The following is a 12,945-nucleotide window of genomic DNA, read 5'->3' as shown; positions in this document are numbered from 1 at the left end:
ACGACAAAACGAGATAGTAGCCTCCAGTTTTTTCGCAAATATTGTATTGAAAATTAGCAACTACTTATGTCAAAGCCGAAATCCCTCTTTTTTACCTTTTGAAAACTACTATGAAAAAAATCCTCTTGTTGTTATTCTTATGTATTTCGTTCTGTCAATTTGCACAACAACACAAAAAGTCATTTCGGGTTATTGCTTTTTATACCGCTCAACACGACCCTGCTCATATTAGCTTTGTACATGAAGCTAACAAGTGGTTTGGTGAAATGGCACAGCAATATCATTTCTCGTACGACTCTACCAACAACTGGGATAACCTAAACACCAAGTTTTTGGCACAATATCAAATCGTATTGTTTTTAGATACACGCCCCGAAAGCGATACCCAAAGAGCCGCCTTTCAGGCTTATATGGAAAATGGTGGGGCTTGGATAGGATTTCATTTTGCAGGTTTTGCCCTAACGCCTTCGCAATATCCTCAGAATTGGGATTGGTATCACAACACTTTTCTGGGTTCGGGACAATACAAAGGTAATACTTGGCGACCTACTTCGGCTATTTTGAAAAATGAAAAACCCCAACACCCTGCTACCAAACATTTACCCAAAACCTTTGCATCGTCTCCTAATGAGTGGTATAGCTGGAGCAATAATTTGAGGAATAATCCTGATATAGAAGTACTACTATCAATAGATACTACGAGTTTTCCACTGGGTACTGGCCCAAAACAACACGAAATATGGCATAGTGGCGACTATCCTGTAGTTTGGAGTAACAAAAAGTATAGAATGCTGTATATCAATATGGGGCATAACGATATTGACTACGAACATGGGAATAACCAAGAATTGTCTTTTCAATTTGCCAATGTCACCCAAAACCGCCTCATTATAGATACACTATTATGGCTAGGCAAATCAGCTAAAAAACGTTAATAATCTATCTTTCTCGTTGTAGCAATTTAAACAGTAAAACACTTACTACTGCCCAAATAATCACATTGGTGATCATATAGGCTCGGTGTAAAGAATGAAAAGTAAGCGGATGAGGTATTTTTCTATGAACAAAATCCATCAAGTCGGTTAAGTGATAGTGCATTAAAAAAAGGAACAACTGCCCTCCTATCAATAACGCAGCGGTAAAGTTATAAAAAAGATATTGGCTAGAGTCGGTTATGTGCTTGGTATAATAGGCATAAATCATAAAAACAAGCATCCCCAAGAAGTTTAATTCGTTGGTAACTTGTTGTGTAATAAAGCCCATTTCGAGCTGCGAACCAAGAATATTAGCTCCAATTGGAATGACTACAGCAGCCAAAAAAGTAAAAGCCCCCCACCAAAAAGCAAGGGTAATTAAGGTTAATTTATAGAGCATTTAATTATGTATGTGGGTTGTGATAATATCAAAATACAGGAAGTTGTATAGCTTCCTGTATTTTGAAGGTACTAATTTACAAACTTATACGGCTATTCCATAACCTCCACCACCAGGAGTTTTCATAATTAGTTTATCACCAATGTTGAGGTCGGCACCATCTATTCCATTTAGGGTTTCGACAGTGCCATCGTTTCTGATAATATATTGTTCGCCACAAGTAGCATTTTCACCGCCAGCTATGCCATAAGGGGCGTATTTTCGGTGTTGTGTCAGAATAGATAATTGGACAGGAGCAAGAAATGTATATTCCCGAACAATGCCATTTCCACCACGATATTGCCCATTTCCTCCCGAATTTTCTCGGATTTCAAAACGATTCAGAATTACAGGATAGCGTTTTTCCAAAACTTCGGGGTCGGTAATGCGGGTATTGGTCATGTGGGTATGTACACCCGAAATACCATCAAAGCCATTGCCAGCACCACTACCTCCGCAAATGGTTTCATAATAGCCAAATTTATCATTACCAAATAGCGTATTGTTCATAGTACCTTGCGAACAAGCCACAATTCCGAATGCTTTTAACAGCGTGTCGGTAAGGCGTTGGCTTAGTTCTACATTGCCTCCTACTACAGCAGGGCAGTTGGCGGGGTTGTCGGGAAAATACGGATTGAGTAACGTATTTTCGGGAATAATCAATTGGGCAACTCGCAAGATACCATCGTTGAGAGGAATATTGGTTTTTAGTAATAGTCTCAACACATAAATTACTACCGAATTGACAATAGCCTCATTGGCATTTAGGTTGCCCGTATGCACACCACTTGTACCCGTAAAATCTATGGTACACTTGCCTTCATTAATAAGTACCTGTACTTTTAGTATTGTGTCGTCATCAAGGTATTCTGTTGCCTGATAAATACCCTCTTCAAACTGGGCGAGGCGTGCTTGCATTTTCAGGGCAGAATATTCCTTCAATAAATCCATATAATAATGCACTTTGGCAAGGCCATGTTCTTGTACAAGTGTTTGTAGGGCTATTTCGCCATTTTTATTGGAGGCCAAAGCTGCATTTAAGTCGGCTAGGTTTTCGTCCAATGCTCTTGTAGGGTATACCGACGAGCTTAGTACATTTTTGATTTCTTCCCAATTAATTTCACCTTTTTTAGCCAAAAACACATGAGGAATCACAACGCCTTCTTCGGCTAAATTTTGGGCATTAGGAGGCATAGAAGCAGGGCGAATTCCTCCTATTTCGGAATGATGACAGCGATTAACCACGTAGCCAATTAAATCTTGTCCATTTTGGGTATAAACTGGCGATATCAATGTAACATCGGGCAAATGTGAGCCTCCAAATTTTGGATGATTGGTAATCACGACATCGCCCTGTTGTAAGGTAACATGCTGCAAAAGTTTGCGGACACATACCCCCAAGCTCCCCAAATGCACAGGTATATGTGGTGCATTGGCGATTAATTCGGCTTTGGCATCTAATAAAGCACATGAAAAATCAAGCCTTTCTTTGACATTGACCGATAACGATGTACGTTGTAAGAGTACGCCCATATTATCGGCAATTGACATAAAGCGATTGGTAAATAGCTCTAGTTGTGTTACTTCTTCGGTAGCTCCCCCTTGAATAGACACCTGATTGTCAATAGATTGTTTTTTGATAATAGCCAAACCTGAGGCATCTAAATACAACTGCCAGCCCTGTTCAACGACGGTTGTACTAAAACGGTCTAAAAACAAAGCAAAACCTTCAATAACAGCACCTGCCACAAGCTGTTCTCGGGTAAATACAGGAATATCTCGCCATTGATTCTCAACCCAAGCCTTGATTTGATGTGGTGATTGAGCCACGTATTGCCTCGCCGACGTAGTATTTTTTGTGCTTGATTCTGTTATTTTTTCAGTAGCTATTACCCTAATGTTTTCTACTTCGATGGCTCTATCGCTGGTCCAATGCCCATAAATTTGTGTGTATTTTTGCTGAAAATTAGCAATAACATCCTCATAATGAGTCCAATGTATTTCGAGGCTACTATCTTGCCCTTTTAATCGTAAATAAATGAATCGATTTTTTATGGTAGTATTTTCGGGAGCAATGCCATCTTGTTCTAATTGACCAAAAGTATTTTGGGTTAGTTCGTCAAAAGTGCTGGCTAGATTTTCATCTAATTGCTTGGTATAAATTGTTAGAATAGAGGCTTCTGCAAAACGCTCTACACGTGCCTGAGAAATCCCATAAGCCGATAATAAACCTGCATCTTGTGGCAATAAAACCGTTTTGATATTCAACAAATCGGCAATACCACAAACGTGTAAGCCTCCTGCACCACCAAAAGCCACTAAGGCGTAATCTTCGGTAGCATAGCCTTTGGCAATAGAAATTTTCCGAACCGTTTCAGCCATTTTCTCATTGGCAATAGTTCTGAAGCCTTCTAGTATTTCTTCGGCAAGTGGCCGCTTACCTGTACAGTTTTCAATTTGGTCGAGTATTTCGGTCAATCTATTTTGAGCTCCTTCCACAAAAACAGGAATTCCAAACTGACGGCTATCTAGCCTTCCTAATAGCAAATTGACATCGGTTATTGCCAATGGGCCACCAACACCATAACACGCTGGCCCAGGCCAAGATCCTGCACTTTCGGGGCCTACAGTAAGTTTGAAGCCATCAAAGGCACAAATCGAGCCACCTCCTGCTGCTACCGTTTCGATAGCCAACGATGGGCTGAAAATTTGAGCATTGCCTATTTTTTGGGTAAATTGATACTCTAAAGCTTGATCATACCGTGCAACATCGGTGCTTGTACCGCCCATATCAAAAGCAATAAACTTTTGAATACCAGCACCTTGAGCTATGACCGATGCCCCAACAACACCGCCCGCTGGCCCCGAAAATAGGCTATCTTTAGGATGAAAAGCATTGTACCTCACCAAACTCCCAGCACTGGTCATTACCTTCATATTGCTCTCTCCTACTTTGGAGGCAATTTTTTGTAAATACTGGTGAATAACTGGTGCCAAATACGCATTAACAACAGTGGTTTCGGCTCGATTCTGAAATTTGATTTGTGAACTGAGGTCGGTAGAGATGTTTACAAAAGGGAAATACTGGTCGAGATAAGCTTTTAGTTTTTTTTCATGAAGGTTATTTTGATAGGCATTTTTCAGACAAATCGCAATGGCTTCTATTCCTTTTTCTTGTAAACGACTAGCCAATCCTTCAAGTTTTTCGAGCAACAAGGGTTCTATGATTTGCCCTTCAGCATCGATATACTCTTGTATTTCTTCTACATACTCATACAAAGGCTCTGGACGCTCGATATGCAGGGCAAAAATATCTGGACGTGCCTGATTACCGATTACCAATAAATCCTTGAACCCTTTGGTTACTAAAAAAGCCGTTTTTGCCCCCTTTAGCTCCAATAAAGCATTTGTACCTTTAGTAGACCCCACCCTTAGCTCAATTGGAGGAAAAGCTTCGGTCAAGGCTGTTTCGGTAATAAGCCTTGCTCCCAGTACTGGAGCTTCTTCGTAAGCTGTGATTTCAAAATTGGCATTAACACTTGATAAGTCTATAGACTTATTCAACTGGAAAACAGATTTTTCTGTATCGAAAAATACTACCTCAGCCTCGAATGTCCCATCTAACAACCTGAAGGTATATCCTTGAAGAATATCTCTGGACAAATACCAAGATTGACTAACCTGAATTTTGTTAGGAGCAACAATCGCTTTAATATTTCCTCGTAAGGTACTGTTAGAAAGGATTTTTTTTCGATAAATATTACCTTGGCCGTCGGTAGCTATACAATCGGTGAATGTACCGCCAGTGTCAATCGCAATTTTAAACTGATTCATAGTTGTGATGTACATTATGTTTTTGTCAATATCTCAAATTCATTGGGTTGCAAATTGCCCAATAAAACGGTATTGATTCTTGTTCTTTTTAATAAAACTACCTCATAACCCAATTTATAACACATCCGACGAATTTGGCGGTTGAGCCCCTGTACCAAAACAATCTGAAAAGTGTACGCATCCAAAGGCGTAATTTTACAAGGAAGGGTAGTTTGTCCCATAATAAATACCCCCGACGACATAGTCGCTAAAAAAGCTTCAGTAAGAGGCTTGTTTACCTCCACAATATACTCTTTTTCGGTTTGATATTCTTTCCTAAGGGTTTTGTCGAAAAGAGTACCATCGTTGGTCAACAAAAGTAGTCCTTCCGATTCTTTGTCGAGGCGACCTACAGGAAATAGTTTTTCTTCAAAAGGTAAAATACTTTTTAGGTTATCAGGAATACTGGTATTTAGGGTAGTTTCAATTCCTCTGGGTTTGTAAAACGCAATATAGAGAAGTTTTTTTCCAGCTTTTATGATTTGGTTTTGATACACCACTTCATCGGTAATACTCACTACTACATTTTCATCAACCACAATGCCATTGACCAAGATTTGTCCCGAAAGAATCAACCGAATAGCTTCTTTATTAGCAATTTGGAGTTTTTTAACCAGTAAATACTGTAACCTATTTCTAAATGTCATGAGGTAAATGTTAGGAATATGTAGCGTATGCTTTTATAGGCGTTATTTAATACAAAAGTCGTACTGCGATAATGCCCGCAATACGACTTTTGGCTTGTTGTTTTTCCAAATTTAAAAATCTATATGAACATTTATCCAACCTTCGTCGAACCTTGCTCCAAATTTTTTATAGAAATTAATGGCGGGTTCGTTCCAATCTAATACTTGCCACATCAAACCTGTACAAGAAGTATCGCGAGCTTGCTGAATGGTAGCATTCAGTAACATTTCACCTAGTCCTAACCCACGTTTTTTCTCGCTCACAATTAAATCTTCCAGATACAAACGTTTACCTTTCCAAGTAGAATAGCGATAATAGTACAGCGACATTCCAACCACTACGCCATCGACTTCGGCAACGATAGAACCAAAAATAGGATTTTCGCCAAACCCGTCAATATACATCTGCTCGACAGTATTGGTTACCTGCTCTGGAGCTTTTTCATAAATAGCCAACTCAGTAACAAGTTCAAACATCGTAGGTACGTCTTCACGAATACCTTTTCTGATTACAATAGACATTTCTTTAAGTTCATAGCCAGTCATTCTAAGCCAGAACGGAGTAAGCAAACCGCTTTTCACATAACTGACTATGAATAGACTAACCTTAAAAGTTATAAATAATTTCACCGTTCATGCCTACAAAAATCCAGCCTTGTTGCTCCATTTCTTTGATGACATGATGAAGGTTGCTTATATCACCACCATAAAATGTAGCGATATAATTTTTTAAGGACTTGGCCTTTTTGGGTCTTTTAGCTCTTTCTATACTAGCTAAATAATCTACTAAATCTTCGAGTTCATTAACAAACGTATTCATGGCTTTACAAGAACAAATTGTTAGTGAATCAAGTAGCTTTCTTTACAGCTATGTGGTTTTAATAGTTATTTGACAATCACCTATTTTTCGCCTGACAATGCTGAAAGACTACTTAATTGCTTATTGATGATATAAATAATAAAAATTAGCTATGTGAGTGTACAAAATAAAGTCAACTGGACAAAATCCTCAAATTTTCAGTTTGTATACTTCACTTACTTTCTGTAGTACAAATTAAAAAAAATATTTTATTCGTTGTTCACATACTTGTCCCATTTTTGAATCAAATCTTGCATATCTTGCGGTAGGTCGCATTCAAACTGCATAAACTCGCCTGTGCGAGGGTGAATAATCCCTAAAGATTTGGCATGAAGGGCTTGTCTTGGACAAATTTTGAAGCAATTTTCTACAAATTGTTCGTATTTAGAAAACAACGTTCCTCGCAAAATTCTATCGCCACCATAGGTATTGTCATTGAACAACGAATGGCCTATATGCTTGAAGTGTACCCTAATTTGGTGTGTTCTTCCTGTTTCTAGGTTACATTTTACCAAAGAAACATATCGCATATTTTTCAGTACTTTATAATGGGTAACGGCCTCTTTGCCCATAGTACCGTCGGGAAATACTGCTCTGATTTTACGGTCTTTCAAACTTCGCCCAATATGTCCTTCTATTGTTCCTGCCTCGTTTTTTAGCTCGCCCCAAACCACCGCATAATAGGTACGTTCAATAGAGTGGTCAAAAAACTGTTTGGCCAAATGAGCCATAGCGTAGTCATTTTTGGCAATTACCAACAACCCCGAGGTATCTTTGTCTATTCGGTGTACCAATCCTGGCCTTATTTCGCCATTGCGATGTGTTGGCAAATTTTGGAAATGATATACCAAAGCATTAACCAAAGTACCTTCCCAATGCCCAAAAGCTGGGTGTACAACCATACCCGCTGGTTTATTGACAATCAGCAAATCTTCGTCCTCATAAATAATATCTAAAGGGATATTTTCGGGTAAAATACCATTTTCTCTAGGCGGATGCGGCAACGAAACCGTAATAACATCGAAAGGTTTTACTTTGTAACTAGCCTTTACGGGGTTGTCATTTACTTTTACAACGCCTAAATCTATCCCATTTTGGATTTTATTACGAGTTGCATTTTGCATTCTCATCATCAAATACTTGTCGAGCCTAAGGAAATCTTGTCCTTTTTCTACCACAATTCGGTGATGCTCGTATAATTCTTCTTCGTCTTCTTCCTGTTCTTGCATAATTTCGTGTTTACATTTACAAAATTATTACTTTTCCGTAACTATAGCTATATTTCATACAAGAGGCTTTGTGCTTTAAGCTGGTTATAGCCTTTCACCCTAATATATTTGCGATGTTTTATTTAGCTCCTTCGCCTTTACAAACGATTTGCCACCCAATTTTAGCAGAAAATAATATCCGACTAAGTTTAAAACGGGATGATTTGCTACACCCTGATATTTCGGGTAATAAATGGCGAAAAATGAAGTATAACCTGATTGAAGCCCAACAGCAGAACTTTACGAGTTTGGTTACTTTTGGTGGTGCTTTTTCTAACCATATTTATGCTACGGCGGCGGCTGGAAAAGTATTTGGATTTGAAACCTACGGTATTGTTCGAGGCGACGAGCTAAACGAGCAGTCAAGTACAACCTTATCTTTTGCCGCAAGTTGTGGTATGAAGATGTTTTTTGTGAGTAGAACAGCCTACCGAGATAAAGCGGCTACGCTAAACAGTCTTGTTGAGGAGTACCCTTTCTTGGCCAACAGTTATTATTTGCCCGAAGGTGGTAGCAACCATTTGGCCATAAAGGGAGTTGCCGAGATGGTCGAAGAAATTTATTTAGAAACTCAACCCGACTATATTACTTCAGCAGTGGGAACAGGTGGTACTATTGCAGGAATTGCCGCCGCAAGCCGTACCAATACACAAGTAATAGGTTTTCTGGCTCTTAAAGGGGCTGGTGGTATTCAGCAAGATATTCATGATTTACTAACACAAAATGGTTATATCATGCCTCCTAGCTTTGGGCTTATGTCCACCTATCACTTTGGTGGCTATGCCAAACATAATGCTCAACTATGGGATTTTATTCATGATTTTGAAAAATATAATCCCAGTGTAAGGCTTGAACAGGTATACACAGGCAAAATGCTTTTTGGTATTTTTGACCTCATCCAAAAAGGTTATTTTTTGCCCAATAGTCATATTGTTGCTATTCACACTGGAGGCTTACAAGGCCGAATATTGGGCAAGTGATGCGTTTAGAAACGAATTACAAGGTATAGAATCGTGAAACACCCTACCTGTAAACAACTAGCAATCATACACTTACCAATATACCACCGCTAACTTATATCGACAAGCTTTATGATTTTATTTTCAGAAAAAGTAAAAATAGATTTACCTTGTAGCTTTAGGGTATCTCCTTTTGCCATTCCATTGGGTAGATCTATGGCCAAAGTTGCACGATAATCAATGGTTATCTCGGTATCGTTATGATAATGGTTAATAGCAACGACAGTTTGTGTTCGTTCTGTAAAATAACTAACAGCTTGTTTGGCTTGGGTTATAAATTCATCTATACCCGACAAGGATACATTAATATTGCCATCAGAGCTATTTTCAAAGGTAATCTGCCTATCGAAGTTTTCGACCATTTTATCAATATCAAAACTATTGTAGCCATCAATATAGCCTTGAATAATCTCCTCTCTTATTTTCATGGTATTTTTATTTTTGACAAAAACAGTATTTCGGGCTTTAAGACTAATCGGCAAAGGCAATTACCGTTAGTATCATGACTTAAATGTTTTTATTTCACTGGTTTTTTGGACAATCTGATGGATAATATCGTCGAGTTCTTTGGCGGCTACCTCTAGCTTTGGAATAATCTTTAGGTTTGTAGGAGCGGCTGGGTCGTCCAGATTGAGTAAACTTATTAATCCTATTACATTGGCTACAGGGCGACGTACCATGTGAGATTGAAACTTGGCTATTTCGAGAAGTTTTTCGTTTTGAGTTTTCAGCAAATCTTGAGTTCGTTTTTGTTCGGAAATATCTCGCAAAATCTTAGAACAGCCTATTACGTTTCCGAGCGAATCCTTTATAGGCGAAACCGTAGTAGATACATCAATGACAGTACCGTCTTTTCTGACACGTTTTGTAATAAAATAATCTACCGACTGCCCTCTCTGAATCTTATTAAGCAATTCGTCTTCTTCATATTCTAGTTCGGCTGGTACAATCATCAAGATATGTTGTCCAATACTTTCCTGAGCCGAATAGCCCAATATTCTTTCAGCACCATGATTCCATGAAGTTATAATACCATCGAGGGTTTTACTAATAATAGCGTCGTTGGACGAGTTGACGATCAAGCTCATCAATAGCTGTTGCTCTTCAAACTTTTTCTGTTCGGTAATATCTCTATAAGTAATAACATACCCTTTTACATTTTCATTATGCAAAAGATTCATCATAAATACCTCTAGCCAGATATAAAATCCATCTTTGTGCCTAGCTCGGAACTTTCCTTGAATAGGCATATTAGGCAACTTATAGGCCTTTTCATATTGATTTCTGAAATATTGTATATCGTCGGGATGGATATAACTTGTCACGGTTTGTCCTTTTCTATCTTCTAGGGTAAAACCAACAATACGTTCTACCGAAGGACTTTGATACACCACATTCCAATGTTCGTTGACCAGCAGGATACCATCACTTATATTTTCGACTAATACCCTGTGTCGTTCTTCGCTTTGTTTTAATTTTTCTTCAGCCAGTTTTCGTTCGGTTATATCATAAAAATTCACCAAAAATTCATTTCCCATGTCCACAAAATGAAACTCGATATATCGATTTGTTCCATCTTTGCACCTAATAATAGCCTCAAGCGGTTCAAAAGGCATTCCAGTAGCAATATGACGTTCTATTCTATCCTTCCATTCTTGGTGTACATAGTTTCGATATGCCTCGTTAGGATAAGCCAACTGCCACCATATATCGGCATTAGGTATATCGTCGAGGGTATATCCAAAAACCTTAATAAACTGATTATTGGTAAAAGATATTGTGCGGTTAGCTAGCGTTATGGTAAGCGGTATTGGCGAATGTTGCATAATTCGCATAATTCGCTCTTCGCTGGCTTTCAATTGTCTAATAACAATATTACGTTCGGTTATATCTCGTACAATGGCAATTGCCCCTGAGCCATCGGGCAATATATTTCTACTGATTTCAACTTCTACAGATGTACCATCTTTTCTTTGGAGGAGTCGTTCATCAATCAAGGATTTTTCTTTCCTTAGGGTATCCCAAATAAATGGTACAGTATGCCTACTATCGGGAGGATGAAGGTCGATAACGGTTTTGCCTATCAATTCCTCTTTGGTATAATAAAGTAACTTAGTAGCACTTTGGTTTACGTCGAAAATGATACCATTATCATCAACCCAAAAAATAGCATCGGCAGCATAATCAATAAGAGCATAGAATTTTTCTTCACTTTTTCTTAGTGCTGTGGCTACACGCACCTGTTCGGTAACGTCGTTGGCGAGCGACAGTATAGCTTTACGGCCACGATAAGTAATTTTATGCGAATAGATTTCCATCAAGATTTCTTCCCCGTTTTTCCTCAAATGCCTCCATGTTTTTTTTACTACGGGTTGATTACTATTAAGCATTTTTTGAGCAAAATCTTTTATCTTGTCATGGTCTTCCTCTGGACGGTACATAAGCACCGACATATTATTCCATTCGGTTGCATCATATCCGTATCTGTTTATCACCATATCGTTTACCTCCAAAATCTGCAGGGTTTCTAAATCCCATACCATTATATAAGCTGGGTTATTTTGAAAAAGATAACGATATTTTGCTTCTGATTCCTCAATTGATACTTGAGCTTTTTTTCGTTCGGTAATATCCCGAATAATCGAAATATAGCCAGCTCCCTCCAGCACTCTTACGTTCATTTCGGTATCAATTACACTACCATCTTTTCTGATAACTTTTTTCTCGTGCAATATACTTGTATCGTCACCACAATTTTCGACATCTATTACCGCCGAAATATTCATATTCAGCAATTCTTCGTATCGATACCCCAAAAGGTTACTAGCACTGTCGTTAGCATCTATGATTTGGCGATTCTGATTCATAATCAAAATAGAATCGCCTGCATATTTGATAAATGTGCGATATTTTTCTTCTGCCTCTTTTATTTTACGACTACCCAACTGTAATTTTTTGACGTACTGCTGAGTATTGGCAATAATAAAAAATATTAACACTGCCGAAAACAACAACGATAGCATCATGAGCATTAAGATTTTTTGCTCGGTAGTATTATACAAATACTCATTACTTTTGTAAAGCTTGTTGCTTATATTGATTTGTAACTGAGTCAATTCATTTACTTTCACCATTACAGGGTTTACCACTAATAGCATTTCGTTATCGATGGTAGTATCTGTAAGCTTTGAGCTTTGTATTTTTTTCTTTAGGCTGGCAATAGCCTTATCGGCTTGTTGTTTCAAGAATATGGTTTGTTGAACAAGTTGATATTCTTTGGGAGAGAGAGCAGTTTTTAGGTATGCTTTCCAATAAGCATTAATTTGTTTTTCGGCTGCTATAATTTGATTTATTGCTGTAAGAGGGCTAATTCTGTGGTTTTTTAAGGCTTCAACAGTATTGAGCAAACCTGTTATATACGAATATCGAATTTGGGTGAGTTGCTGAAGTGCCAGCATTCTATCGGCATATAGGGTTTGCGTATTTTTATTCATGGTTTTCATTTCAAGAATACCATACGTACCTATCCCAATATTGAAAATGGACAGAATAAATACTAAAATATATAATTTAGTTGAGGTTTGTAACGAATTTATCATCTCGCATTTGTTTCCAGCAAGGTTTGGGTATTTAGCATAAGCTACCTTTACTGCTCAAGAGAATAAGCAAATTAGCAGATTCCCTAGAAAAATAGAAAAAATTAATCAGAAACTTTCTATATCCTATAACGGTATAGACTATCTGAACATACCAATACCCTAGTAGTGTACCAAAGACATAAAGGCTTAGTCAATATATAGTTTGACCAAGCCCTTATAGTAAATTAT

The 12,945-nt window shown here is 38.1% G+C and carries 10 protein-coding genes; 2 read left to right on the top strand and 8 right to left on the bottom strand.

What is annotated here, in order from left to right; translation table 11 throughout:
* Nucleotides 1–110 precede the first annotated feature (110 nt).
* Nucleotides 111–935 carry a ThuA domain-containing protein gene (locus tag FLEMA_RS0106065; RefSeq protein WP_044170948.1) on the top strand — a complete coding sequence of 275 codons (825 nt, stop codon included), beginning with the start codon at nucleotides 111–113 and terminating at the stop codon, nucleotides 933–935.
* Nucleotides 936–939: 4 nt separating this feature from the next.
* Here FLEMA_RS0106065 and FLEMA_RS0106060 read toward each other — a convergent pair whose 3' ends face one another.
* From FLEMA_RS0106060 to FLEMA_RS0106035, 6 genes are all read right to left on the bottom strand, one after another.
* Nucleotides 940–1,374, bottom strand: a complete 435-nt coding sequence (locus FLEMA_RS0106060) for a hypothetical protein (RefSeq protein WP_026994695.1) — start codon at nucleotides 1,372–1,374, stop codon at nucleotides 940–942.
* A gap of 84 nt (nucleotides 1,375–1,458) precedes the next feature.
* Nucleotides 1,459–5,247, bottom strand: coding sequence for a hydantoinase B/oxoprolinase family protein (locus tag FLEMA_RS0106055; RefSeq protein ID WP_044174399.1), 3,789 nt, complete (start codon nucleotides 5,245–5,247; stop codon nucleotides 1,459–1,461).
* Between the two features lie 14 nt (nucleotides 5,248–5,261).
* On the bottom strand, nucleotides 5,262–5,933 hold the full coding sequence (locus FLEMA_RS0106050) for a pseudouridine synthase (RefSeq protein WP_044170945.1): 672 nt from the start codon (nucleotides 5,931–5,933) through the stop codon (nucleotides 5,262–5,264).
* A 111-nt stretch (nucleotides 5,934–6,044) separates the two neighbouring features.
* A complete protein-coding gene (locus tag FLEMA_RS0106045) occupies nucleotides 6,045–6,494 on the bottom strand; it encodes a GNAT family N-acetyltransferase (protein WP_026994692.1) in 450 nt (149 codons plus the stop codon).
* An 85-nt stretch (nucleotides 6,495–6,579) separates the two neighbouring features.
* Nucleotides 6,580–6,792, bottom strand: a complete 213-nt coding sequence (locus FLEMA_RS0106040; protein ID WP_026994691.1) for a hypothetical protein — start codon at nucleotides 6,790–6,792, stop codon at nucleotides 6,580–6,582.
* A gap of 248 nt (nucleotides 6,793–7,040) precedes the next feature.
* A complete protein-coding gene (locus FLEMA_RS0106035) occupies nucleotides 7,041–8,060 on the bottom strand; it encodes an RluA family pseudouridine synthase (protein ID WP_026994690.1) in 1,020 nt (339 codons plus the stop codon).
* 113 nt (nucleotides 8,061–8,173) lie between these two features.
* Between FLEMA_RS0106035 and FLEMA_RS0106030 the strand changes: the two genes are divergently transcribed.
* Complete coding sequence (locus FLEMA_RS0106030; protein ID WP_026994689.1) at nucleotides 8,174–9,079, top strand: 1-aminocyclopropane-1-carboxylate deaminase/D-cysteine desulfhydrase; 906 nt, start codon at nucleotides 8,174–8,176, stop codon at nucleotides 9,077–9,079.
* A gap of 89 nt (nucleotides 9,080–9,168) precedes the next feature.
* Here FLEMA_RS0106030 and FLEMA_RS0106025 read toward each other — a convergent pair whose 3' ends face one another.
* Together FLEMA_RS0106025 and FLEMA_RS0106020 are read right to left on the bottom strand one after the other, a co-directional pair.
* Nucleotides 9,169–9,546: a nuclear transport factor 2 family protein gene (locus FLEMA_RS0106025; RefSeq protein ID WP_026994688.1), complete on the bottom strand. Its 378-nt coding sequence runs from the start codon at nucleotides 9,544–9,546 to the stop codon at nucleotides 9,169–9,171.
* Between the two features lie 72 nt (nucleotides 9,547–9,618).
* Nucleotides 9,619–12,717 carry a PAS domain S-box protein gene (locus FLEMA_RS0106020; RefSeq protein WP_026994687.1) on the bottom strand — a complete coding sequence of 1,033 codons (3,099 nt, stop codon included), beginning with the start codon at nucleotides 12,715–12,717 and terminating at the stop codon, nucleotides 9,619–9,621.
* Nucleotides 12,718–12,945 lie beyond the last annotated feature (228 nt).

The sequence above is a fragment of the Flectobacillus major DSM 103 genome (genome assembly GCF_000427405.1).
In the GTDB taxonomy this organism is placed as follows: Bacteria; Bacteroidota; Bacteroidia; order Cytophagales; family Spirosomataceae; genus Flectobacillus; species Flectobacillus major.
Note: the sequence above shows the minus strand (reverse complement) of the source record. Positions and strands in the feature narration are given on the sequence as shown.